The sequence below is a fragment of the Specibacter sp. NPDC078709 genome, from assembly GCF_040686795.1.
Taxonomy (GTDB): domain Bacteria; phylum Actinomycetota; class Actinomycetes; order Actinomycetales; family Micrococcaceae; genus Specibacter.
In genome coordinates, this window is sequence record NZ_JBFBLU010000006.1 from 119,410 (window position 1) to 143,030 (window position 23,621).

The following is a 23,621-nucleotide window of genomic DNA, read 5'->3' on the forward strand; positions in this document are numbered from 1 at the left end:
AAATACGTCAGTGGCGGGGCTACTCACGGTGGCGCTTAAGGCCTGCGGCGTTGCCCCCCAACATTTGGGTGAATAGGCTTACCGTAAAGGAAACAGAAAGGGCGCGTTGATGGACTCGCACTACAAATCTTCACAAGATCCTGCCCCCGCCAATCCCGTACAGGGTGAAGGACGAACAGTCATCGCAGAGACGGCTGTCGCCAAGGTGGTGGGCATTGCTGCCCGCAATGTTCCGGGAGTTCACGCACTCGGTTCCGGAGCCTCACGATCCATCGGTGCCATTCGCGAAGTGGTAGGTGCTACGGATCTCACTCAGGGTGTCAGGGTTGAGGTCGGCGAATCGCAAGTGGCCGTAGACCTGGTGCTCATGGCTGAATACGGCTACCCCCTGCAAACACTGGCCAATTCGGTCCGGGCGGCTGTCTACACGGCGGTTGAAGAGTTGGTGGGCCGCGACGTCATTGAGGTGAACATTGAGATTACGGATGTGTTCATCCCGTCTGCGGACGCGGAGAAGCCCGCGCCACGGTCCCGTCTGACGGACCGTTTGAGCAGTGCCAAATCCGCTGTCACAGCTCCCGCAACAGCCACGGGGTTCGCCCCCGTGGCACCGCAGAACAGCGATTCAAGAGAAGCCGAGGAACAGCTGTGAATCTCAGTGTTGTCTGTGCAGCGTTTGGTGCGTTCCTAGCATTTATGGCCTTTGCCTTCGGCTTTTGGGGCTTCGTCATCAGTGCCCTCTTTGTCGCTGTGGGGGCCTTCATAGGCCGGGCCGCCAGCGGAAAACTTGATTGGCGCGGTGCCCTCGATGCGCTCACGGGCCGCCGTTCGTCGTCGTGAGTGAGAAATCGGTGCCCACCCCCGAGCGCGATCTCGCGGGACACAACCGCATCAGCACGCAGGCGTTGACCTCGGTTGCCAAGGCTGCTGCGGCAGAAGTCCTCGCCGCCCCTGCCGCCCAGGTGCGCGTGAGCTGGAATGACGACGACGGATTGTTGGCGCTGTCTATTTCCTCGGCTATGGGTGCGCTCCCCTTGAGTACGGTCGGCCGTGACCCCGTCCGTCTCGCAGCGGCAGGGGGGAGCGTTTTGAGCCGCGCGACCGCAGCCAAAGCCAGCATCCTGAAACAGGTTGAACATCTCAGTGGCTCGAGCCTGAGTCGGGTTGATGTGCGGATTTCCGGACTGCTGCTGCGCGAAGACGGGAGAGTTTCATGAGCGAGTCAGCTCAAGAACGTCCGCGGAACTTGGACCGGCAGATTCTGCGCCGGGAGACCCATTCGGCGCGATCCGGTGCCTCCGTTATCGCTGCCATCGTGGTGGCAGCCGCAGCACTGTACTTCATGTTGGAATCTGTGCTGGCCGCCTTGGGTCAGCCCACCTGGCTCGCCAGCCCAGGGACAATGCTGCAGTTGCTCGTCGATCTTCCAGGGGACATCCCGCGGGTTCTGCTTGGGGCAGCCGGTGTGCTGCTGGCTCTTTTTGGGCTGATCTTTTTCTGCCATGGGATCCTCCCCGGCCGGCGTGCGCGGCACGTGCTGAACCATCCGCGGGTTGCCATTGTGGTGGACGACGAAGTGGTTGCCTCGGCTCTAGCTAAAGCTGCCCGCATGGCTGCGGGGGTGACCCGCGAACAGGTCATGGTGGTTGTTTCCGCCCGCCAGGTGCAGGTCAATGTGCGGCCCACATCAGGGTCCCTTCTCTCGGAATCGCACATCAAGGGCGCTGTTGAGGCGCAGCTCGCTGACATGGGCTTGGATCCGGTGCCCGCCGTGAGCGTGAAACTGGCTGAAAGTGGGGTGATCGGCGTATGAACGGCACACCACGAGGACTGAATAGGTTCCTACTGACACTGATCGGCCTGATTTTCATGATTGCCGGGGCCGGTGCTGCAGTTCTCGCCGCAAGCCCCGCTGCGGCCCGCTGGTGGCAGCGATACGCGCAGGCGCAGCTGGACTGGTTGTTGGATCTGGAGGCTCGCACACGGCTGCTGTTGACCTCGCAGAGCTGGATTTGGTTCGCCGTGGCGCTCTTCTTCTTGATCGTGGTGATCGTGATGATCTCCTGGATCGGCAATCAGGGCAAGGGCCGGGCGAGCACTTTGCTGGACTACCAAGGAAACCCGGACGACGACGGAGCCGCCGGAGCGGTTAGGCTCAGTTGCGCTGTGGCTGAGCAAGCGCTCAAGAGTGCTCTGTTGGAACGCACAGACCTTGTGGGCGTCACTGTCACAAGTTATGACTTCCGTAAGCGGACCGCCATCAAGGTGAGGGTTTTGCCCCGCCAAGGAGTCTCTCCCCATCTGGTGGCCGGTGAAATCGCAGAGCTGGTGGCTGCCTTGGATGAGCTGCTGGGCTTCGAAGTTCCTGTACTACTCAGCATCGGCAGCGGCGCGAGGTCACGGTTCACTAAAGCCGAACGAGTCCGCTAGTCTCTTTTCATCATCACCCTTGGGAGTTTCTGGCTTGGGGGCCCTACCGCAAAGCATCAAGGAAGGCATCATGACCGAGAACAACGCAGCCAACGGCGGAGCAGAAGCAGTCGACAAGGCCAAGGAATTTGCGGCAGACGCTGTGGATAACGTAAAGGATTTTGCCGGAGACGCCGCCAGCAAGGCTAAAGATGTAGCAGCCGATGCAACTGAGAACATCAAGGAATTCGCCGGGGATGCTGGCGAGAACATCAAGGAATTCGCGGAAGACGCAGCCGAGAATGTGAAGGAATTCGCGGAAGACGCAGCCGAGAATGTGAAGGAATTCGCGGAAGACGCTGTGGAGCACGCCAAGGGACTTGGCGCCAAGATCGCTGGTATTTTCAAGCACGATAAGTAATAACCGCAGCTAAAAACGGCTTCACCAAGAGACCCCACCACCGCCCCTGTCGCATTGGCAGCACAGGGCTGGAGTGGGGTCTTTTGGGTTCAGTTGGAGCGTGCCAGCTGCCGCACCGGCATCCAACGGTTTGCTAGCCTGCGGTAGGCTGCCGCGGCACCGGTGAGGTCCCCGTCAGCTAGGCATTGCAAGCCCATGTGTACATCGGCGGGGGAATCGTCCGGATGGACTCGCTGGGCCACCGGGCCGTAGTCCAACTCCACCACCCCGGCGTCATTGAAACCGGCCAGCCAGTGGCCTAGATCCTGTAGCTCCTCAAAGAGATCCAGTTCTGGTGCCATGGCGGACAACATGCCCAAAGTTCGCTCCACTCGGCCTAATGCGGTGACGACTGGCACCTGGATCCGCACCGTCAGGACGCGTCCGTTGGCCTCCACCACTTCCATGCGGTCATTGGCATATACCAAAATGAACCAGCTGAACGGGATGCCCCAGGTCGAGGTTCGGGTCTGCAGGGGCAGTTCAAGATGGCTTGCCTTTGAGGCATGCTCCAGCTGCCGCCTCCACTCATCCTGTGGCAGCATCAGCGATGCCAGTTGCCTCAAGTTTCCCGAGAGTAGCTCGGTGGCGCTAGCAATGGAGCGGGCCACCATCTGGTTGGGCGCATACAAGGTCGGTTCGCCCGCGCCCATGGTGAGCACGCGCACCCGGTCTCCCGCCGGCGTCGGAAGTCGGTTGGGGTTGGGGCGACTCACCCGGCTGAGGGAATCGGCCAACTCACTGGCATCGATGCTGATTCCGTTCTGCTCGGGGACGAGCAGGCCCTCAATATATGCGAATTCAGAGAGTGTATATGCCTCACGGGGTAAGTAAATGCGCAGGCTGGAGACAAAGGGAAGCTGAACGCCGCCCAAGTACAGCCCGCTATTCATGGCTCAGCCCAGTTCAACAATGACCGGGGCATGGTCCGAGGCGCCCTTGCCCTTGCGTTCTTCGCGGTCAATTTCGGCGCCAGTCACGCGCCCGGCCAGAGCGGGGGAGGCCAGCGTAAAGTCGATGCGCATGCCCTCCTTTTTCGGGAACCGCAGCTGCGTGTAATCCCAATAGGTGTAGACGCCGGGGCCCGGGTGCAAGGGGCGGACGACGTCGGCAAAACCTGCCGCTTCAAACGCCGAGAACGCTGCCCGCTCAGGTTCGCTGACGTGGGTGAGGCCTTGGGTGCGGAAAAAGTCGATGTCCCAGACGTCGTCGTCCTGGGGCGCGATGTTGAAGTCGCCCATGAGGGCGATCTGGGCGTTGGGGTCCTGTGCCAACCAGCCGGCGGCCTGGTTTTTGAGCTCGTCGAGCCACTGCAATTTGTAGGGCATGTGCTCGTCGTCGAGGGCGCGCCCGTTGGGCACGTACAGGCTCCAGATACGCACCCCGTTGCAGGTGGCACCAATGGCCCGGGCCTCCTGGACGGGATCCTTGCCACCCTTGCCAAAGGCAGGCTGGCCGGAGAACGTCCGCTCCACATCCTCGAGGCCAACGCGGGAGGCAATGGCTACGCCGTTCCACTGGCTGAAGCCAAAGTGGGCCACCTCGTAACCGTTGTTTTCAAAGAGCTCCCACGGGAAGTTCTCGTCCTTGCACTTGGTTTCTTGGATGGCCAGAACATCCGCGTCGGTCCGGCGCAGCCAGTCCTCTACGCGGTCGGCACGGGCACGCAGGGAGTTCACATTCCAGGTAGCAATCTTCACCCCTCCAAGCTATCAAGTTAAGGGCTCGGAAGGCGCTGCTCAGCGGTGCCGTTGCGGTGGGGTGGAGGTGCCGTGGCAGTGGTGTTGCACTGCCACATCGGCGCTGTGGCGGCGGAAATTGTGGGGAGGGACACTATCCCAGGGCGGATGAAGTTGCCTAGGGTTACAAAGCTGTAACGCTTGCTTCGCCGTGCAGCTGCGGTGTCACAGCGTGTGAGATGTCGCTCGGATAGGGGCTAGAACGATCATATTAAGCTGATAGCGAAATTGTCTCTGTTAGCGTGGAAGGCGAACCAGTAGACCGACAAGCCTGCGGGCAACTGCCACAAAGCTGCGTGAACATGACGAATCATGCTCACCCGGGGAGTGGCAGCCAGACACAGGCCGTCGAACTGGCGGTAGGGATAGCTTCCCGATTCTTGCCTTGAACAGCAAGACCGTCTTTCCTTGCTGCCCCGCCGGGGCGTGCGGGGAAGCGAAGAGTTTGACGCGTAACAACGCCTGCAGCACGAGATCACCAATTGCGATCGTTTAGGCCACCGTCACAGCGGGCCCTGAACGTTCGTGTAGATGGATACTACGTGTACGAATCCACAGACAACGTGACAAGCGAGCCGAAAATTGCGTCCGAATCCGGGCGCAAGCCGGCTCAAAACGACAACCACAACGACAACGACAACGACATTGCACTGAGTGTCAGCAATGTTTACAAAGTCTTCGGCAAACGACCCGCCGAAGTCATCAAGCGACTCAAGGGCGGCAAGAAGCGCGAGGAACTGTCCGCGCTGGGAACTGCTGCCGTCATCGACGCCTCTTTCGAGGTTAAAAAGGGCGAGATCTTTGTGGTTATGGGGCTTTCAGGCTCCGGAAAATCCACGCTCATCCGCACCCTCAATGGTCTCTGGGCGCCCACCGAAGGTTCCGTTGTGGTCGGTGGCACCGATATTTCCAAGATCAGCGACAAGGAATTGCGTCGAGTTCGTCAGCAGAAAATCTCCATGGTTTTCCAGCACTTTGCACTCATGCCGCACCGAACAGTCGTCGAAAACGCCGCTTACGCACTTGAGGTGCAAGGTGTGGCAAAAGCTGAGCGATTGGCCCGGGCCGAGAAGATCCTGAACTTGGTGGGCCTTGAAGGTTGGGGCGCCAAGTACCCCGGTGAGCTGTCCGGCGGCATGCAGCAGCGCGTTGGCCTGGCCCGCGCATTGTGCGCCGAGACGGACATCCTGCTCATGGACGAGGCGTTCTCCGCACTCGATCCGCTGATTCGTCGCGAAATGCAGGAACAGCTGGTGCTGTTGCAGTCCGAGCTGGAGAAGACCATCATCTTCATCACGCACGACCTCAACGAGGCCATGTTCCTGGGCGACCGGATCGCCGTCATGCGTGACGGTGAGATTGTGCAGATCGGCACCCCGGATGAGATCCTCACCAGCCCGGCCAACGATTACGTTGCCGCGTTTGTGCAGGACGTCGACAGGACCCGCGTGCTCACCGCCGGTGGTGTCATGGAGCCTGCGCTGGCCGTGGTCAACCTGTCCGGCGGGCCCCGCAACGCCCTGCGCACCATGCGCGATCTGCAGGTTTCGGCCGCCTTTGTGGTGGACCGCCGCCGCAACTACCTGGGCACCGTCCGTGACCGCGATGTCATGAAGCAGGTTGAGGCGCACAGCGCCGATCTCTCTGCCGTGATTCGCGACAGCATCGAGCCGGTCAGCCCGGACACTGCCCTGAACGATCTCTTCGGCCGTGCCGTGGAGAGCCCCATTCCCTTGCCGGTAGTGGACGACGCCGGACGGCTGGTGGGTGCCTTGCCGCGAGTGACGCTGCTGGCCGCCTTGGGCAACGTCCCCTCCACCACGGGCGAATTCCCCGTGGTGGATACGGCCGTGGCGCCCATCCCCGAACAAGTAGTCACCGAAGCGCTGGCTAAAACCGAAGGAGACGCATAGTGGAACCGATTTTTAGGATTCCCCTGGGCGACTGGGTGGAAGTGGGCCTTGACTGGCTGATCACCACGCTGGATAGCGTATTCGTCTTTATCAGGGCAGTTTTTGTTGGCGCCTATGACAGTCTTGACTGGCTCCTGACAGCTCCGCCCTACTGGGTGGTCATCGTGGTATTCGCCGCGATTGCTTGGTGGGCCAGCGGCTGGAAGTTGGGCGTTGGTACCCTGGTGAGTTTCGCTGTCATTGTTGGTGTGAACCAGTGGGACAACGCCATGCACTCCTTGGCACTGGTCGCCATTGGCACCATTGTTGCCGTGGTCATCAGCGTTCCACTGGGTATCTGGGCAGCGAGATCAGACAGGGCATCCTCGATCATCCGCCCCGTTTTGGACTTCATGCAGACCATGCCCGCCATGGTTTACCTGATTCCGGCTCTCGCCATGTTCCGGGTGGGTGTGGTTCCCGGCATTATCGCCACGATCATCTTTGCCATGGCCCCCGGCGTCCGGTTTACGGAACTGGGCATCCGCGGTGTGGATAAGGAAGTGGTAGAGGCTGGGCACGCTTTCGGTTCCAGCCCCACACGCATCCTGTTCCAGATCCAGTTGCCCTTGGCACGGCCCACCATTATGGCCGGCATCAACCAGGTCATCATGTTGTCGCTGTCCATGGTGGTTATCGCCGGCATGGTCGGCGCCCCCGGATTGGGTGCGGAAATCGTTCAGGCGCTGAACCGCATTGATGCCGGGAAGGGCTTTGAAGCAGGTATTGCCGTGGTCATTGTGGCGATCTTCCTGGACCGGGTGACGGCCAGCTTCGGCACCAATTCCACTCGCAAGACCAACAAGGCCGACAAGGCCCGCAAGGTCGGCAAGACAGACAAGGTCGGCGTGGCCGCGTAAACGTAGTTCAACAGTTGATACAAAGCAATCGGCGGCAGCGCTTTGCAGCTGCCAATGGAAGGAATGAATCATGAAGAAGAAATTTTTGGGTGCAGTCGCCATGGCGGCAACACTGGCACTGGGTTTGACCGCTTGCGGCTCCGGCTCAGGAGAAGCAGCGACCGTCGAAAACGGTGACAAGCAGGATTTGAAGATTGTCGTGTTCAACGGCTGGGATGAAGGCGTGGCCGCATCCGAGCTGTGGAAAGCAATCTTGGATAAGAAGGGCTACAAAGTAGAGCTCGAATACGCTGACGCTGCTCCTGTCTACTCAGGCCTGTCCACCGGTGACTACGACGTGGTCCTGGACACTTGGCTGCCCATTACTCATAAGGAGTACATCGACAAGTACGGCGACAAGATGGTGGACCTCGGCGCATGGAACGAGGACGCCAAACTCACGATTGCCGTGAACGAGGACGCTCCCATTGACTCCTTGGAGGACCTGGCTGCTAACGCCGACAAGTTCGGTAACAAGATCATCGGCATCGAGCCCGGTGCAGGTCTGACCCGGGTCACCACCGAAGACGTTATCCCCGGTTACGGTCTGGACAAGATGGACTACATCACCTCTTCGACCGCCGGCATGCTGTCTGAGCTGAAGACGGCAACCACCAAGGGCGAGAACATCGTTGTCACGCTGTGGCGCCCACACTGGGCCTACGACGCTTTCCCGGTGAAGGATCTGAAGGATCCGAAGGGCACGCTCGGCGAGGCTGAAGGCATCCACAGCTTCTCCCGTCTGGACTTCGACAAGGACTACCCCACGTTGGATGGTTGGCTGAAGAACTTCAAGATGGACTCCGAAACCCTGTATTCCCTGGAGAACGTCATGTTCAACGGTGACGGCAGCGACGACTACGCTCCCATCGTGGAGAAGTGGATCGGCGAAAACCAGGATTACGTGGACGGCCTCACCAAGTAGCCCCACCCCTCCCGCGCGCCTCTAGGGACGCTATCGCACCAATGGTGTGTTTTTCAGGAACGCTATCTCACTTCAAGTGCGATAGCGTTCCTGCATTTAAAGCCATTGCTGCCCTAGCGTTTCGGGTGCCGGGCTATTTCCACCAGGTGTCGAGCAGGGACACCGGAACGGTTCGCTTGTGCCGGCTGCGCAGGAAACGGCCTTCGATGCCCGCAGCGGCTGCCTCACTGACGTCCTTACCTTCGAGGTAGTCGTCAATTTCGTCGTAGCTGATGCCGAGTTCGTCCTCGTCGGTGCGGCCAGGGACGCCGTCGAGGAGGTCAGCGGTTGGAACCTTTGCCCACAGCTGCTCCGGGGCGCCGAGCTCGCGCAGCAGTGCCCGGTTCTGACGCTTGTTCAGGGTGTACAACGGAAGGATATCGGCACCGCCGTCGCCAAACTTTGTGAAGAAACCCGTGACGGATTCTGCAGCATGGTCAGTTCCGATGACCAGCAAGTTCTCTTGCCCCGCCAACGCATACTGGGCGATCATGCGGCTGCGAGCCTTGATGTTTCCCTTGTTGAAATCAGTGACATCTTCTGTGGCCGTCGTGGCGAACTCAGCCTCGAAGCCGTCCACGGCCGGGGCAATATTGAAGGTCCGCTCAGTTTTGGCGTTGATGAACTTCAACGCTGCTTGGGCGTCATCTTCATCGTGCTGAACTCCGTAGGGGAGGCGCACTGCGATGAAGTTCGCATCAATGCCCTCCGCTGCAAGTTCTTCCACAGCTAGCTGTGCCAACCGGCCTGCAAGAGTGGAATCCAGGCCACCGCTGATACCCAGCACGTAGCCGTTAGTACCCGTCGCCTTGAGGTAGTCCTTCAAAAATTGGACCCGTCGAGTGATTTCCCCGGCCGGTTCAATCATCGGCTGGACGCCAAGTTCGTCAATGATTTGTGCTTGTAGTTCTCGCATGTGACTAAGCGTATCCCGTGCATATTTCGGCAGTGTTGCGTGCGCCCAATTAGAATGGATCCCATGACCTCCACACTTGCTGCTGACCGTGCCCGCCTGCTCGAACTCGTCAAGGAACTCGCTGTTGTCCGCGGCAAGGTAATCCTCTCCTCCGGCAAGGAAGCCGATTACTACATCGACCTGCGCCGCATCACGCTCCACCACGAAGCTTCCCGGCTCGCCGGCCGCGTCATGCTGGCCATGTTGGACGACGCCGGCATCGAGTTTGAGACGGCCGGCGGCTTGACCATGGGTGCAGACCCCGTCGGCACAGCCCTGATGCATGCAGCTGGCGACGCAGGCCGCAGTATTGACGCATTCGTGGTCCGCAAGGCGCAGAAGTCCTACGGTATGGGCCGTCAGGTTGAAGGCCCTGGCGTCGATGGGCGCAAGGTTGTTGTCTTGGAAGACACCTCCACTACCGGCGGATCAGCTCTGACCGCCGTCGAAGGTGTGCGCAAGGCAGGCGGCAACATTCAAGCCGTGGCCGTGATCGTTGACCGCGACACTGGCGCCAAGGAGCGCATCGAAGCCGAGGCCAACGTTCCTTATCTGTTCATCTTCGGCAAGGACGAGCTCGGCCTCTCCTAGTCCCCACTTGCCGGCCGGGTAAATCGTTGCGCGATTTCTCCGGTACCTGGCAAGCGTGGGCCCATCCACGCCCTCCCCATGCACAACCCAATGCACAACGATTTGAAAGGCTTCTTTTGTCGAAGCTGTATTTCCGTCATGGCGCCATGAACTCGGGTAAGTCCACAGGACTGCTGCAGGCCGCGTTCAACTATGAGGAGCGCGGCCAGCGGGTTCTGTTGGCGAAGCCGGGCGTGGACACGAAGGGGGAAAATTCCATTGTTTCCCGCCTCGGCGTCAGCCGCGAGGTCGACTTTGTCATCCCGCCGGGTTCGGATGTCCGGGCGCTGTTTGCGGCAGAAGCTGCAGGGGACGCCCCCGATGCGCTGCTGCAGCACATGGACATGGCACCGGTCGCCTGTCTGTTGGTGGATGAAGCACAGTTTTTGGACCCGGCCCAGGTCGACGATCTGTTCCGCATCGCCGTGCTGGACCGCGTCCCGGTCCTGGCTTACGGCCTCCGTACCGATTTCCGCACCAAGGCCTTCCCCGGTGCGGCGCGGTTGCTGGAAATTGCGCACTCATTGGAAGAGCTCAAAACCATCTGCCGCTGTGGGCGCAAAGCCATGTTCAACACCCGCCGCGTGGGCAGCGAGATAGTGTTCGACGGCGATCAAGTCGCCATTGAGGGTGCCGAGGTTTGGTATGAATCCCTCTGCGGCAACTGCTATTTGGAGGCTTCGGGCGGCACGTTGGGGTTCTAGGACGGGCAGGGCTCCCCATCGCGAAGAAAGATGGGGAGCGTTAGGCTCGCACCATGGCGCTGCCTGTCCGGGTTGCGCAGATGGATGGAGTCCTCATATGTCAGTGCAGCCGCCGTGGCCAGACCGGCCCGGTTCCGAATCGGGAGCAAACCACGATCAGGGGCAAGTGCCGCAGCATGATGGCTGGACCCAACCAGGACAGTATCAAGGCCAGGGTCAACAACTACCACCATCCGGACAACAACCACCGTACGGGCAGCAACAGCAGGGGCAGCCGTACGCACAGCAGCCCGGTCAATATGCTCCGCAGCAACCACCGTACGCACAGCAACAGCAGAGTCAGCCGCAGTATGGCCAGCAACAGTACGGACAACAGTCTCCTGCGGCACCGTACGGCTCGCAGCAATTCAACGCCCAACCGTATTACGGCGCACCCAACGGTACTCCCGGCGGTATGATCCCGGCTCCGAAGAAGAAGCCTCTACTGCCGTGGATCCTTGCTGGTGGCGGACTAGTGATAACGGCCGTCATCGTGACTGTGGTGATACTGGTCTCTGGACTTTTTACGGGCGGAAACAAAGCCAATATGGTGGATGCGCCCACCACGTCTGCCTCCTTCCAGTACCCCGAGGGCTGGATCCGCACAGGTGAGAACGTCACCATTTTGAACGAAGACGGCAGCCGGCCGGCTGAACATTTCAGGGCGGTCAATAAAAGCGATTCAGCATCTTCCATGATGGTTTATGAGGCTGGCGATAGGCCTACAGGTGCTGTCACCACGGAGAAGATCCATGCAGCGATAGAGCAAGGCTTGGCCGCTCAACTCGCAGCCTCACAAGAGGATCTGGTGTATTTCCGCAGCACGTCTGCCTTCGGCTGTCTGAAAGATTTTGCCTACACCGACAAACCCGTCATTGTTGAGCGCGATGGCTTGTACGGCTATAGCTACGGCTACACCTGCTTTAGTAATCAAGGCAAGATCACAGGGGAATACCTCGTTGCTTATGACACCGTTGGCGTTTCGCACAGAATGACGGTGGAAGCTGTAGATGCTGAATGGGCCAGCAATAAAGCAACGCTGACGGCCATCGTTGATTCACTGAAGCCGGCGCTCTGACACGACAAAGCTTCAACCCGCTCAGGATAGTTTTGCCCATCGCCTGATCCGCGGGAGCCTTTATAGGCTCCAAGAAATGTGTCGCTTGTCGCTGCCGCGCGGAAGAAGGAGTTCTCACATGCCAGTGCCGCGGCGCATCAGCCTCAATCCGAGCAGCCCGACCCGAGTTTGGCCAGCAAGTTCCGGCTGTGCTGTACGTGGTGCCGGATGCCGCGGCACATGACGCTTCGGCGCAATACGCCGCCCAATACGCCCAGCAGCACAATAACAAAGCTGGATCCCGCTGCGCCGGAGAGCTCCCACACCAACGCCGGCACTCCTGCCGGTGTAGTCGCAGCGACGGTCCCACCGCACAAGCCACACAAGAACAAGCCACACAAGAACAAGTGGCCACTGCCGTGGATTCTGACCGGTACCGGAGTGGTGGTTGGGGCGGCCATAGTATCCATCGTGAGTGTGACGATGGTTTCCGGACTACCCTTTGGTGGAAACAAAACCAAGATGGTGGATGCACCCACCGTTTCTGCCTCGTTCCAGTACCCTGAGGGTTGGATCCGCATCAGTGAGAGCTACACCATTAATAACAAGGACGATGACCACCCGTCTGCGGAACTTTTTGCCGCCGTTAACAACATCGGCTCAGCGACTTCCATGCTCTTTTACGAGGCCACCAAAAGGCCTCCCCGCGAACTCACCAAGGAGGAGATCCATACAAGGGTCGATCAGGGTCTGGCCAGTCAACTTGCAGCCACTCCGGAGGACCTGGCGTCTTACCACAGCGTGATTGCTTTCGGGTGTGTGGATGATTTTTCCTATACAAACAAACCTGTCATTGTTGAGCGGAATGGCCTGTACGGCTTGAGGTACGGATATACCTGCTTCAGTTCCCAAGGCGATATTACGGGGGAGTACCTCGTTGGCTTCGACACCGTAGGCCGGTCGTACAGAATGGCAGTGGAAGCTCTGGACAGCGAGTGGGACTACAGCAAGTCCGCGTTGAAGGCCGTCGTAGATTCTGTGCAACCCAACCCCTTGCCCTGAGTTGAAAAGGATCAAAACCCCACCACAATAGACATACAAAAGGGTGCCTCGCCAATCATGGCGAGGCACCCTTTACGGTTCGGGTTACGTCGTAGACGCTAAATCAGTGGAATGAGATCCGCCACGGAATTCAGGGCTTGATCCGGCCGGAACGGGTAGGCGTCGATGTCTTCGGGCTGGGTGATCCCGGTGAATACAAGCACCGTATGCAGGCCCGCTTCCATGCCCGCAATGATGTCGGTATCCATGCGGTCACCGATCATGGCGGTGGTTTCGGAATGGGCCTGGATCCGGTTCATGGCCGAACGGAACATCATGGGATTGGGTTTGCCCACAATGTAGGGTTCCCGGCCAGTGGCCTTGGTGATCAGTGCGGCAACGGCACCAGTGGCCGGCAATGGGCCTTCCCGCGAGGGGCCTGTGGCGTCCGGGTTGGTGCAGATGAATCGGGCACCGTCGCCAATCAAACGGATGGCCTGCGTGATGGCCTCGAAAGAATAAGTCCGAGTCTCACCGAGCACCACATAGTCCGGGTTCTGGTCGGTGAGAATAAAGCCTGCCTCATGCAACGCCGTCGTCAATCCAGCCTCGCCAATGACAAAGGCGCGCCCGTGCGGCATTTGCGACTTCAAGAACTGGGCGGTGGCCAGCGCAGAGGTCCACAGGTTCTCCTCAGGGACATCCAGACCAGACTGCTTGAGCCGCGCAGCCAGATCACGTGGGGTAAAGATCGAGTTATTCGTCAGCACCAAGAAGCGCTTGGACGTGTCCACCCAACGCTGGATCAGTTCGGCCGCACCAGGTACAGCCTTGTTTTCGTGGACTAGCACGCCGTCCATATCCGTGAGCCAGCATTCGATGTCGGCGGGTTGACGTTGTTGCACAGTGGTCATGATTCCTCCTGAAAGTGGGCAGATGGCCTGCCCCAAGTCTTGCAGAGAAAAGGGTGTTGCGCCGATGCCGGGCAGTTGTGCGTAAAGTTGAACGGTGAGTAAAACCGGTGAAAACCCTGCCCCAGATGATGTCATGACGCCCGAGCATCCGGAACTGCACCATGAGGTGGGCCTCGGCCCGTGGGAAGGTGAGCTGCCCGAGGGTGATCACTGGGATCCAGAATTGTTGGCTAACGGTGACCGCCGGAACGTTCTGGACGAGTACCGCTACTGGTCCATGGAGGCCATCGTGGCCGAGCTGGACACCCGCCGCCACGACTTCCATGTCGCCATTGAAAACTGGCAGCACGACATGAACATCGGCACCGTGGTGCGCACCGCGAACGCGTTTCTGGCCAAGGAGGTGCACATTATTGGTCGACGGCGGTGGAACAAGCGAGGCGCCATGGTCACCGACCGCTACCAGCACGTCCGCCACCACCCCACCGTTGAGGAATTTGTCACCTGGGCGAAGGGTGAGGGGTTGGAGATCATCGGCATCGACATTTTCCCGGACTCCGAACAGCTGGAAACGTACGAGCTGCCCCGCAATTGCGTCTTCGTCTTTGGCCAAGAAGGCCCGGGTCTCAGCGACGAAGTGCACGCCGCGGCGGAAACCACACTGTCCATTGAACAGTTCGGCTCCACCCGCTCCATCAACGCCGCCTCCGCCGCCGGCATCGCCATGCACGCCTGGATCCGCCGGCACGTGTTCAACCAGAGCGTTGGCTGACGGGGCGGCGCTTGCCTAGCACATTGCTCCACGGCGTCATTGCGAAAAATGCGCCCGCTCCCCATTAATGCACCCGCTCTACCGGGCGCATTAATGGGAGTCGGGCGCATTTTTGGTCAGGGACGTATCAGGGCGGGCGTATCAGGGCCGGAGGCACCCGCAGGGCCCGGCGTCGTGCGTGGAAAATGTCCACAGATTGAGCCGGAGCTTCATCTTCTTCGTGACTTTGGGAGCACTGGCTAAGATGGAAGTAGCCATGCGGGAGCTGGCCTGTTTCCAGACTCTTAGTACCGTTCAGCCCAGAGGAGCTTTTTATGCCCATCGCAACACCGGACAAGTATGCCGAAATGATCGACCGCGCCAAGGCTGGCGGATTCGCCTACCCCGCGGTCAACGTGACTTCCTCACAGACCCTGAACGCAACCCTGCAGGGTTTCGCCGACGCCGGAACTGACGGCATTATCCAGGTTTCCACCGGTGGCGGTGCCTACTGGTCCGGCGCCGGCGTCAAGGACATGGTTGCCGGCTCCCTGGGCTTCGCAGCATTCGCCCGCGAAGTTGCCAAGAACTACCCGATCAACGTGGCCCTGCACACCGACCACTGCCCGAAGGACAAGCTCGACGGCTTCGTACTGCCGTTGCTGGCTGCCTCCGAGGCTGAGGTCAAGGCTGGCCGCGACCCGATCTTCAACTCCCACATGTGGGACGGCTCGGCCGAAACCCTCGAGGAAAACCTGCGCATCGGCCGCGAACTGCTGGCCCGCACGCACGCGGCAAAGATGATCCTTGAAGTTGAGATCGGTGCTGTTGGTGGCGAAGAAGACGGCGTCGAAAACGCCATCAACGACAAGCTGTACTCCACCATCGAAGACGGCCTGGCCACGGTTGCAGCACTGGGCTCGGGCGAGCACGGCCGCTACATCACCGCGTTGACCTTCGGCAACGTGCACGGCATCTACAAGGCCGGCAACGTCAAGCTGCGCCCGGAGATCCTGAAGGAAATCCAGGCTGCTGTAGGTGCCAAGATCGGCAAGGAAAACCCGTTCGACCTCGTGTTCCACGGCGGCTCCGGCTCCTCCGAGAAGGAAATTGCCGACGCTGTCTCCTACGGTGTCATCAAGATGAACATCGACACCGACACCCAGTACGCCTACACGCGCCCTGTGGTTGACCACATGTTCACCAACTACAACGGTGTCCTGAAGGTCGACGGCGACGTTGGCAACAAGAAGACCTACGACCCCCGCGTTTGGGGCGCCTCGGCCGAAAAGGGCCTGGCGGCACGCGTTGTTGAGGCTGCCCAGCAGCTCGGCTCCGCCGGCACCACGTTCAAATAACATGAGCGACGAATTCCGCAAGAACCTCCTCGGCCCGGGGCCCACACTGCTCCCGGCCGAGGTGGATGTCCAGGCCCGTCTGGACGCCGGGGACGAGGCTGTCGATTTGGCTGCTTCGCACCCGACGTCGTCGCTCTTGTGGGCCATCCTGGCCGACGAGGCGTACGCCGAAGGCCGCACCATCGAGTCCTACGCCTACGCACGCACCGGCTACCACCGCGGCCTGGATTCGCTCCGCCGCAACGGCTGGCGCGGCACCGGTCCGGTCCCGTACGAGCATGAGGGAAACCGCGGATTCCTGCGCGCACTCTACGCTCTGGGCCGTGCCGCGGGCGCCATCGGTGAAGCTGATGAGGCTGCACGGATTGCCACGTTCTTGAACGACTCCGACCCGTTGGCAACTGCCGCGATCGCAGCCGCGCTCTAGCTCCCTGCTGGGGCCCGTTGTTTCCGCGGACCCCAGCTAAAAATGAAGCCGATCCCGCTTTCTGACACCGCCATGGCGAGTCTCAGAAAGCGGGATCGGCTTCATTTTTGCGTTCCGGGTGATTCCGGTTGCGTTCTGCGACGGAAATTAGTTCCAGATGTTGTCTCCGCGCAGCGTTGCGTCAACACCGCCGTCGATGTAGATGGTCTGACCCGTGGTGTGTGTGTTCTCTTCGCTGGTCAGCCAAGCAAGCAAGCGTGCCAGCACAATGGACTCCGAGTGGTAATTCAACGGCATCGGCATGTTGTCATCAACCAGCTTCCGGCCCTCTTCCGTGGAGAGGAGCTTCTCGGTCATCGGCGAAATAACCGTTCCCGGGGCCACCGCGTTGAGCGGGATGCCGGCTCCGGCCCAGCGCTCGGTGATGGATTCGCGGCGAATCCAACGGCTCAGCGCACGCTTACTGGAAGGGTAATTCAAGTAACCGGCGGGGCCCTGCGCGGCAAGTGCTGCACCAAGTTCCAAGGCTTTGGCTTCATCGCCGGCCAACAGGGCATCAACGAGTTCCGGCGAGGTGGTCTGCAGGGAAGCTGCGGAACTTACGACGGCGGCACGCGGCGCCGGGCTCTTGGCCAGGAATGGTGCCAGGTGGTCTAGAAATTCGGTGACGCCAAAGTAGTTCACGCTGACCGTGAGTGGGATGGGAGCTGAGATGCCGGCGCAGGCGATGACGGCGTCGATCTTGCCCTCAGCCACCTCGATAACGTTCTCGGCTGCTGCTTTGCGGCCTGCTGGCGTGCTCAGATCGGCTTCAATTTCAGCGCCTTTCAGGTCCACGCCGATCACGGTCTCGCCGCGCTCACGCAATAGCTGCGTAGTGGCCAAACCAATGCCGGAGCCGGCGCCCGTAACGATGTAGGTACGGGATGTTGTTGCAGTCATTATTTTTGCTCCATCGAAGACTCTGGCGCTGTAGCGTCCAAGCGGTCTTGGTTGTTTCTGAGGTGGCTGGAAAGCGTGGCCGTGGACTGTTCAAGTTTGCCCAGCAGGCGCACCAGATCGTGGCGGTCTTGTTCGTCCCAGCCGGTCAGTAAATCCTCAACCAATGAATCGCCGGCCTCTATAAAGGAGGCCGCCACTTTGCGTCCTGCGGGTGTCAGGGTGACCAGGCTGGCGCGGGCATCGGCCGGATCTGGTATGCGTTTTACGATCCCGGCCGCGGTGAGCCGGGCCAGTATCTTGCTGACATTGGAAGCTCCGGTCACCATTTTCTGAGCCAATCTTGAGGGTCGCAGGGGCCCGCCATTGGAGAGGAAAGTGATGACGGTGATGGCGCCTGGATCCAGGTCCAAGCCTTCTCGGGCCACCACTGAGGTGAGGAAATCGGGTGCGCTCCATTGGGCAATGACGCGAGTCAGGGACGTCATGAGCGCATTGCTATACGGCTTCACGGGCGGGTCTTGCTCGGTTCCGTGCGGTGTCATCGCTGCGCTCCTGAAGGTAGTGTTTGCAAGTAAATTTATTGTCCTGAAGACAGCATACTCGAGTTTTGCCACGAAGTCTGTACATTGCGCGCAGTGAAAGCCGCGCGCCTAATTGACTGATATGACAAATGCCGCCGTTCTCGTATATTGCCGCAGGTGGGCCCCTGCGGCAATATACGAGAACGGCGGCATTTCTGAGTTGTGGGTGAGGATGCAGACGCGGCCTGGGTCGCGTCCGTGGTGCCGGGGCTTAGTTGGCGGATTAGTTCCGGACCATGCTCAACTTCCACAGCTCGGGGCCGTCCTCGAGGAACTCCACCGCGAATTTGCCCGGGGAGCGCTGTTCCAATTGCGTCAGCAGCGGCAATGGTTTGTGATTGGCGATCAGCAAGATCCCTTTCCCGGCGGCGAGCCCTTCGAGCGCACCGAAGATGGTGGAGTGGCGGATGGCGTGTGGGATGACTCGGGTATCAAGTTCAGCAAGGCCGGGTTCGTCGTGCCCACCGCAGGCGCAACCGCCCGACGCCGGAGCCTGGCTCTGACCCACAGTCCCGGCTTCTGTGGTGCTGCGCGTGGGCAGGGAGTCGGCAAGTGAAACGGCCGCGTTTCGGGCAAGTTCCGGCAGGATGAGCTCGGTTGCTTCAGCGATGAAGGCTGTTGCGGCCTCTAGGAGTCGGCCGCCAGCGAGGACCATTTGGAGAGGAAGTTCCTGGACTTCCAGTGCTTTCGTGGTGGCGCTGACACGCTCATTGTGTCCGGCGGCGACCGTGGCAAGAAGGTTCACGGACGGTGATGGGGTTGCCCCAGCAAAGGCTCCGGCCAGTGCAGCGGCCATCGGAACGAGCTGCTGCTCGGCAAAGTCAACCAGAGCGCCCTGATCCGCCTGTGCCAGTTCGTGGCCTGCCGGATTACCGGCAGCGGCCACCAAGTTATTGCAGAGGGTGCCTAGTGTTCCGGCGGCTTCTGCCAGACGGGTACGGGCCTCTTCAAGGGAAGCCGCTTCTGCGGATGTAGAGGCAAGAACAAGATTATTCACGGAGAAACCTTTCAAAGTGCCACGATCTCGATGGGAATGGAGATTCTGCGATTATATTACTACACTTAATCCCGTGGAAAATAAATCTGTCACAGAACGTCCGCTTGGTCCTAAAGCAGGGCGGGCCGAAGCTGTCGCGCCCATCTCTAAAGCCCGCGCAGCCATTCTTGAGCGGTTGCGCCAGACGGATGGCTCGCTGAGTGTTGAGCAGTTGGCGGCGCAAACCGGCCAGCATGCCAACACTGTTAGGGAACATCTAGAGGCCCTGGCCGGCGACGGGTATGCCACCAAAACTGCTGCGCCCAAAGAAGGCCGGGGTAGGCCTGCTTGGTTGTACACGGCCGCGGACATGACTGCCGGTCCCGTGGGATACGCCGCACTTGCCGCGGCCTTAGCTAACCACCTCGCCGCAAACAGCGCCAGCCCCGCCGCAGAGGGTGAGAATGCCGGTCGCAGTTGGGCCAGAGCGCTGGGTGCTGGCTCGAGCGGCGAACGCTCCGGTACCGAACGCTCCGGTACCGAACGCTCAGGTACTGAACGCTCAGGCAAGACGGCGCGCCGGCGCGTGGCTACAGCGCTTGGTCAGGCCGGATTTGGTGTCCAAGGAAACCGGGACGCCACCGAACTGACACTTACCACCTGCCCCATTGTGGAGGCAGCTAGGGAAAATCCCGATGTGGTGTGTGCAGTCCATCTAGGTCTGGCGAAGGAACTGCTCTCTGGCAGTGGCCTCCCAGAGCAAGACGTGAAACTGCTTCCCTTTGCCGGACCAGGATTCTGTACACTGCACCTGCCTGTCAGCGGCACCTCATGACTGGCGTGACGCCAGCACCAAAGCCAGCACAAAAGCCCGCCCCGAACCGCAAAAGCCCGCAGAAACACAAAACAAAACTTCTGCGCAAACCAGCGTTCCGCATGCTGTTCATGCTGCCTGCCGGTGCGGCACTATTGGTGGGATTAAATGCAGGGCTGCAGCTGCTGGGCGCGGACGCACCGCTGAAGGTTGAGCGCTTCCCCCAAGTTCACGGCATGCTGTTGGTCCTTAGTTTTGTGGGCACGGTCATCGCGCTGGAACGCTCCGTGGCACTCAATAAGGCGTGGGGATACGCCTCGCCAGCACTCCTGGGAATCGCCGGGTTGCTGCTCATCTCTCCTGTGGATCTCTGGGTCGGCAAAAGCGTCATGCTCGCCGGTACCATCGCCATGACACTGGTCTACATTCCCCTCTGGCGCCGCCAGTACGACAACGTGGTCCTCATTCAAATCCTCGGGGCTGTCAGTGCCGTCGCCGCGGCAGCGCTGTGGATCCGCATCCCCAGCATCCCCGTTCTGCTCCCATTCCTAATCACCTTTGTGGTGCTGACCATCGCGGGGGAGCGTCTGGAGCTGGCCCGGATCGGCATCAGCAGCCCCAAAGCAGAACCACTCCTTCTGGCCGCCAGCTTCACACTGCTCGCAGCAACGGCCGCCACACTGCTGTGGCCTGCCATGGGCTACCCGTTCTTCGGAGTGACGCTGCTGAGCACAGTGGGCTGGCTCGTGGCCTACGACGCCGCCCGCAAAACCATCCGGTCCCAAGGCCTCCCGCGCTACATTGCCGCGTGCCTGCTGGCGGGCTACGGCTGGTTGGCGATTGCCGGCGTCGTACTGGCCATCCAGGATGGGCCGTTGACCGGGGCCGCCTACGACGTCGCGATCCATGCGGTTTTCCTCGGCTTCACCATCTCCATGATCATGGCGCACGCCCCCGTCATTCTGCCCGCCGTGCTGCGCAAACCGCTGCCTTACACCCCGGGGTTCTGGCTGCCGGCCGGGCTGCTGCACCTTTCGCTGGCCATCAGGCTAGGAATGGGCGACGGCGCGGGGAACCATGGCGCGTGGGTTACCGGCGGTGTGCTGAACGTAATTTCCATCTTGCTGTTTGCCGTCATGGCCATCTGGCAGGCCACCCATGCCACTAAGGAAAAAGCGTGAAAATCGGCTCCGCACCTGCCAGCGCATCCAAACCAACCATGGACAGGTCCCGCTGGCATCTGCGCGCCAACGCTCCGGCCGTGGTCTGGCTCGTGGCCCTGGTGGTTGTGGTGTTGTTTCATCGCAACATCCCGGTCTCCGGGTGGCTCATGGTGCACTTGTTACTGCTCGGGGCGGCCACGAATTCGATCCTCGTATGGAGCTGGCATTTCGCACAGGCGCTCTTGCGCGGGCCCACACCGAACAACCGCGCCATGGCGGCCCGGCTCATTGGCCTGAACGTCGCAGTGGTGTTGGTGGTCGTCTCGATGGTGGCCAATGTGTGGCTGTTGACCCTTATTGGCAGCATCGGGGTCGGCCTCGCGGTGGCGTTGCACGCTGTGGCGTTGGGTCGCCGCGCTCGTACGGCACTGCCGTCGCGGTTCGGCCCCACTGTCTGGTTCTACGTGGCGGCTTGCCTGCTGCTTCCCGTGGGTGCTGGGGTGGGTGCCGCACTCGCCGCAGGCCCAGCGGGGGAGCTGCATGTACGCCTCCTTCTGGCGCACATGAGCGTGAACGTACTGGGGTTTGTGGGCCTGGCCGTGTTGGGCACGCTGATGACCCTGCTACCCACCATGCTGCGCACCCGAGTGGCCGACGGCGCCGAAACTGTTGCCCGCCACGGTGCAATCCCGCTGCTAGCCGGGGTGCTGCTGATCGCCGCAGGTGCTGGTGCCGGGGCGGTATTCCTCTGCGCACTGGGCCTGCTCATTTACCTGGGTGGCGTGGTGTACATCTGCGTGCCGCTCGCCAAAGTAGTCCGATCCAAACCGCCCACAACCTTCGCCCCACTCTCGGCGCTCGCCGCCCTCATCTGGCTCCTTGTAGGTCTTGTGTGGCTGCTGGTCTTGACGCTGAGCAGCGACGGGTGGGACAGCCTGCACCGCGGCATCGAGACAGTGGTCCCGGTGTTTGCCGCCGGATTCGTGGCCCAAGTGCTCGGTGCTGCGCTGACCTATCTGCTGCCCGTGGTCCTCGGCGGTGGCCCCGCAGCACTCAAGCACAGGACCGCTGCTCTGGAGAAGGCGGGCTGGTTCCGGGTAACGCTAAGCAACGTTGCTCTGCTGGTCTCGCTGCTACCGCTGCCCAGCATTGTGCGCGTGGGGACCACCTTCCTGGTCCTAGTTGGCCTGGCCTGGTTCCTGCCATTGCTGGGTATTGCCCTGTTCTGGAAGGCTCCCGTGAAGAACGACGGCGTCTCCCGCCCCGCCGCTGGGACTGGCCCTGCCGCTGGGACTGGCCCTGCCGCTGGGGCCGCGGCGGTGGCTGGGTATGACCCGGCCCCGCGCCGGCGGTGGGGGCAGGCGGCGGCCGCGCTGACCGCCGTCGTGCTGGTCATGGTGGCAGGGGTTATGGCCGATCCGTCGGTGCTCAAGGTGGTGGATCAGGCGGGGGCGGGCACTGCGGTGGTGGCCACGGGCGAGACCACCACGGTGGAGATGTCCATGAAAAACATGCGCTTCCACCCCGACATGGTGGAGGTCCCGGCCGGCAACACCTTGGTCATCAACCTGGTCAATGAGGACACCATGGTGCACGATCTCGTCACGGAACTGGGTGCGGATTCAGGGCGACTGTATCCGGGTGAGAAAGCCACGGTTGAGGTCGGCGTGATCGGCGCTGATGTTGCCGCCTGGTGCAGCGTTGTTGGCCACCGGCAGCAGGGGATGGTGCTGAGCATTGTGGCTGTTGGCGCGCCCCCTGCAGACGGCACCGATGCCGGCACCGATGCGGGCATGGCCGGCATGGATCACGGCTCCGCCACGGAAGGGCCCGCCGCCACTTTCGACTTCATGAAGGAGCCTGCCGAGGGGTTCACCGCGCACAGTGCAGTGCTACCTCCGGCGCCCAGCGGAACCACCCATGAAATCACCATGAAAGTCACGGAGGAAGAACGCGAAGTAGCTCCGGGGGTGAGCCAAAAGCTGTGGCTGTTCAATGGCACTGCGCCCGGTCCGGTGCTGCGCGGCAAGGTGGGCGATACCTTCAAGATCACGCTGGTCAACGATGGCTCACTAGGTCACTCGATCGACTTCCACGCCGGAGCACTCGCACCCGACCAGCCCATGCGCACTATCAATCCGGGGGAGTCGCTGACGTATGACTTTACGGCCACGCGCGCCGGGATCTGGATGTACCACTGCTCCACCATGCCCATGAGTCAGCACATCGCCAACGGCATGTTCGGCGCCGTCATCATCGACCCGCCCGGCTTGCCAAAGGTGGGCAAGGAATATGTTCTGGTCCAGTCCGAGATCTATGCCGGTGCCCAGGGCGGAGTCGCGGACCTGGCCAAGATTCAGGCCGAGAAGCCGGACGCCGTGGTGTTCAATGGCTACGCCAACCAGTACAAGTTCAGGCCGCTGCCTGCCAAAGTTGGTGAGCGGGTGCGGATTTGGGTGCTCGACGCCGGACCCAACCGGGCGTCGTCGTTCCATGTGATCGGCGGCCAATTCGACACCACCTGGAGCGAGGGGCGGTACCTGCTGGACGGCTCCGATCCCACGGCGGGCGCCCAAGTGTTGCCGCTGGCACCTGCACAGGGCGGCTTCGTGGAACTGGAATTTCCGGAAGCAGGCAACTATTCGTTCGTTTCACACAGCATGGTCGACGCCGAACGCGGCGCCGCGGGATTGTTCCACATCGAAAAGTAGCCGCCGTTTGTCCATTGGAGGGCGTCAATGTGCGCCGGCACCGGCGGTGCAGTAAACTTGGGGGGTAAGACCCCCTTGGCCGTTCGCCTTCCTGCAGAACTTGCAGGATCTGGCACGTGGTTCCCAAGGGGCATT

At 60.9% G+C, this 23,621-nt stretch carries 27 protein-coding genes and 1 pseudogene; 19 read left to right on the forward strand and 9 right to left on the reverse strand.

The genetic code is table 11. The features are described from left to right. Nucleotides 1–109 precede the first annotated feature (109 nt). The 6 genes and pseudogenes from AB0P14_RS12450 to AB0P14_RS12475 all read left to right on the forward strand — a co-directional run. Nucleotides 110–499: pseudogene (locus AB0P14_RS12450) on the forward strand (Asp23/Gls24 family envelope stress response protein); the annotation flags it as partial. 149 nt (nt 500–648) lie between these two features. Further along, entirely contained in the window at nt 649–840 is a 192-nt protein-coding gene (locus AB0P14_RS12455) for a hypothetical protein (RefSeq protein WP_363842522.1), read from the forward strand. Further along, nucleotides 837–1,217, forward strand: a complete 381-nt coding sequence (locus tag AB0P14_RS12460) for a hypothetical protein (RefSeq protein ID WP_363842524.1) — start codon at nt 837–839, stop codon at nt 1,215–1,217. Before AB0P14_RS12455 ends, AB0P14_RS12460 begins: the two co-directional genes overlap by 4 nt. Then, entirely contained in the window at nt 1,214–1,813 is a 600-nt protein-coding gene (locus AB0P14_RS12465; protein ID WP_363842527.1) for a DUF6286 domain-containing protein, read from the forward strand. Before AB0P14_RS12460 ends, AB0P14_RS12465 begins: the two co-directional genes overlap by 4 nt. After that, nucleotides 1,810–2,430 carry a hypothetical protein gene (locus AB0P14_RS12470; protein ID WP_363842530.1) on the forward strand — a complete coding sequence of 207 codons (621 nt, stop codon included), beginning with the start codon at nt 1,810–1,812 and terminating at the stop codon, nt 2,428–2,430. The genes AB0P14_RS12465 and AB0P14_RS12470 overlap by 4 nt, the downstream gene beginning before the upstream one ends. Nucleotides 2,431–2,500: 70 nt before the next feature. Next, nucleotides 2,501–2,830: a hypothetical protein gene (locus AB0P14_RS12475; protein ID WP_363842533.1), complete on the forward strand. Its 330-nt coding sequence runs from the start codon at nt 2,501–2,503 to the stop codon at nt 2,828–2,830. Between the two features lie 89 nt (nt 2,831–2,919). Here AB0P14_RS12475 and AB0P14_RS12480 read toward each other — a convergent pair whose 3' ends face one another. Beyond that, nucleotides 2,920–3,762 (reverse strand): hypothetical protein, encoded by an 843-nt coding sequence (locus tag AB0P14_RS12480; protein ID WP_363842536.1) that lies wholly within the window; start codon nt 3,760–3,762, stop codon nt 2,920–2,922. Nucleotides 3,763–3,765: 3 nt separating this feature from the next. After that, complete coding sequence (locus AB0P14_RS12485; RefSeq protein WP_363842539.1) at nt 3,766–4,569, reverse strand: exodeoxyribonuclease III; 804 nt, start codon at nt 4,567–4,569, stop codon at nt 3,766–3,768. Between the two features lie 689 nt (nt 4,570–5,258). Here AB0P14_RS12485 and AB0P14_RS12490 point away from each other — a divergent pair. From AB0P14_RS12490 to AB0P14_RS12500, 3 genes are all read left to right on the forward strand, one after another. Then, the gene (locus AB0P14_RS12490; protein ID WP_363842906.1) at nt 5,259–6,521 is read left to right on the forward strand and encodes a glycine betaine/L-proline ABC transporter ATP-binding protein; all 1,263 of its coding nucleotides are present in this window, start codon (nt 5,259–5,261) and stop codon (nt 6,519–6,521) included. Further along, nucleotides 6,521–7,420 carry a proline/glycine betaine ABC transporter permease gene (locus AB0P14_RS12495; RefSeq protein ID WP_363842542.1) on the forward strand — a complete coding sequence of 300 codons (900 nt, stop codon included), beginning with the start codon at nt 6,521–6,523 and terminating at the stop codon, nt 7,418–7,420. Before AB0P14_RS12490 ends, AB0P14_RS12495 begins: the two co-directional genes overlap by 1 nt. 70 nt (nt 7,421–7,490) lie before the next feature. After that, a complete protein-coding gene (locus AB0P14_RS12500) occupies nt 7,491–8,384 on the forward strand; it encodes a glycine betaine ABC transporter substrate-binding protein (RefSeq protein WP_363842545.1) in 894 nt (297 codons plus the stop codon). Between the two features lie 133 nt (nt 8,385–8,517). Here AB0P14_RS12500 and nadE read toward each other — a convergent pair whose 3' ends face one another. Next, a complete protein-coding gene (gene nadE / locus AB0P14_RS12505; protein WP_363842548.1) occupies nt 8,518–9,339 on the reverse strand; it encodes an ammonia-dependent NAD(+) synthetase in 822 nt (273 codons plus the stop codon). Between the two features lie 63 nt (nt 9,340–9,402). Between nadE and pyrE the strand changes: the two genes are divergently transcribed. Together pyrE and AB0P14_RS12515 are read left to right on the forward strand one after the other, a co-directional pair. Beyond that, entirely contained in the window at nt 9,403–9,969 is a 567-nt protein-coding gene (gene pyrE, locus AB0P14_RS12510; RefSeq protein WP_363842551.1) for an orotate phosphoribosyltransferase, read from the forward strand. A 116-nt stretch (nt 9,970–10,085) separates the two neighbouring features. After that, nucleotides 10,086–10,712, forward strand: a complete 627-nt coding sequence (locus tag AB0P14_RS12515; protein WP_363842554.1) for a thymidine kinase — start codon at nt 10,086–10,088, stop codon at nt 10,710–10,712. On the opposite strand, the gene AB0P14_RS12520 is transcribed toward AB0P14_RS12515, so the two are convergent. Then, nucleotides 10,709–11,101, reverse strand: coding sequence for a hypothetical protein (locus tag AB0P14_RS12520; protein ID WP_363842557.1), 393 nt, complete (start codon nt 11,099–11,101; stop codon nt 10,709–10,711). The genes AB0P14_RS12515 and AB0P14_RS12520 overlap by 4 nt on opposite strands. Nucleotides 11,102–11,166: 65 nt before the next feature. On the opposite strand from AB0P14_RS12520, the gene AB0P14_RS12525 reads away from it, so the two are divergent. Continuing rightward, complete coding sequence (locus AB0P14_RS12525) at nt 11,167–11,829, forward strand: hypothetical protein (protein WP_363842560.1); 663 nt, start codon at nt 11,167–11,169, stop codon at nt 11,827–11,829. A 143-nt stretch (nt 11,830–11,972) separates the two neighbouring features. Here the strand turns inward: AB0P14_RS12525 and AB0P14_RS12530 are convergent, their stop codons facing one another. Continuing rightward, nucleotides 11,973–12,269: a hypothetical protein gene (locus AB0P14_RS12530; RefSeq protein WP_363842563.1), complete on the reverse strand. Its 297-nt coding sequence runs from the start codon at nt 12,267–12,269 to the stop codon at nt 11,973–11,975. A 10-nt stretch (nt 12,270–12,279) separates the two neighbouring features. Between AB0P14_RS12530 and AB0P14_RS12535 the strand changes: the two genes are divergently transcribed. Beyond that, nucleotides 12,280–12,870: a hypothetical protein gene (locus tag AB0P14_RS12535; RefSeq protein WP_363842566.1), complete on the forward strand. Its 591-nt coding sequence runs from the start codon at nt 12,280–12,282 to the stop codon at nt 12,868–12,870. A gap of 98 nt (nt 12,871–12,968) precedes the next feature. Here AB0P14_RS12535 and AB0P14_RS12540 read toward each other — a convergent pair whose 3' ends face one another. After that, a complete protein-coding gene (locus AB0P14_RS12540) occupies nt 12,969–13,763 on the reverse strand; it encodes an HAD-IIA family hydrolase (protein ID WP_363842569.1) in 795 nt (264 codons plus the stop codon). Nucleotides 13,764–13,896: 133 nt separating this feature from the next. Here AB0P14_RS12540 and AB0P14_RS12545 point away from each other — a divergent pair, with 133 nt between their 5' ends. The 3 genes from AB0P14_RS12545 (at nt 13,897) to AB0P14_RS12555 (ending at nt 16,299) form a co-directional block, all read left to right on the forward strand. Beyond that, the gene (locus tag AB0P14_RS12545; protein ID WP_363842909.1) at nt 13,897–14,535 is read left to right on the forward strand and encodes an RNA methyltransferase; all 639 of its coding nucleotides are present in this window, start codon (nt 13,897–13,899) and stop codon (nt 14,533–14,535) included. Between the two features lie 314 nt (nt 14,536–14,849). Further along, complete coding sequence (gene fbaA, locus AB0P14_RS12550; protein WP_363842572.1) at nt 14,850–15,872, forward strand: class II fructose-bisphosphate aldolase; 1,023 nt, start codon at nt 14,850–14,852, stop codon at nt 15,870–15,872. 1 nt (nt 15,873) lies between these two features. Further along, the gene (locus AB0P14_RS12555) at nt 15,874–16,299 is read left to right on the forward strand and encodes a DUF3151 domain-containing protein (protein WP_363842575.1); all 426 of its coding nucleotides are present in this window, start codon (nt 15,874–15,876) and stop codon (nt 16,297–16,299) included. A gap of 147 nt (nt 16,300–16,446) precedes the next feature. Here the strand turns inward: AB0P14_RS12555 and AB0P14_RS12560 are convergent, their stop codons facing one another. The 3 genes from AB0P14_RS12560 to AB0P14_RS12570 form a co-directional block, all read right to left on the reverse strand. After that, the gene (locus AB0P14_RS12560) at nt 16,447–17,241 is read right to left on the reverse strand and encodes an SDR family oxidoreductase (protein WP_363842577.1); all 795 of its coding nucleotides are present in this window, start codon (nt 17,239–17,241) and stop codon (nt 16,447–16,449) included. Further along, nucleotides 17,241–17,783 (reverse strand): MarR family winged helix-turn-helix transcriptional regulator, encoded by a 543-nt coding sequence (locus tag AB0P14_RS12565; protein WP_363842580.1) that lies wholly within the window; start codon nt 17,781–17,783, stop codon nt 17,241–17,243. The genes AB0P14_RS12560 and AB0P14_RS12565 overlap by 1 nt, the downstream gene beginning before the upstream one ends. Before the next feature lie 262 nt (nt 17,784–18,045). Next, entirely contained in the window at nt 18,046–18,819 is a 774-nt protein-coding gene (locus AB0P14_RS12570) for a DUF2249 domain-containing protein (RefSeq protein WP_363842583.1), read from the reverse strand. A gap of 73 nt (nt 18,820–18,892) precedes the next feature. Between AB0P14_RS12570 and AB0P14_RS12575 the strand changes: the two genes are divergently transcribed. The 3 genes from AB0P14_RS12575 to AB0P14_RS12585 are packed head-to-tail and all read left to right on the forward strand — an operon-like array spanning nt 18,893 to nt 23,486. Next, on the forward strand, nt 18,893–19,633 hold the full coding sequence (locus AB0P14_RS12575; RefSeq protein WP_363842585.1) for a helix-turn-helix domain-containing protein: 741 nt from the start codon (nt 18,893–18,895) through the stop codon (nt 19,631–19,633). Nucleotides 19,634–19,638: 5 nt separating this feature from the next. Further along, a complete protein-coding gene (locus tag AB0P14_RS12580) occupies nt 19,639–20,793 on the forward strand; it encodes a hypothetical protein (protein WP_363842588.1) in 1,155 nt (384 codons plus the stop codon). Continuing rightward, a complete protein-coding gene (locus AB0P14_RS12585) occupies nt 20,790–23,486 on the forward strand; it encodes a multicopper oxidase domain-containing protein (protein ID WP_363842591.1) in 2,697 nt (898 codons plus the stop codon). Before AB0P14_RS12580 ends, AB0P14_RS12585 begins: the two co-directional genes overlap by 4 nt. Nucleotides 23,487–23,621 lie beyond the last annotated feature (135 nt).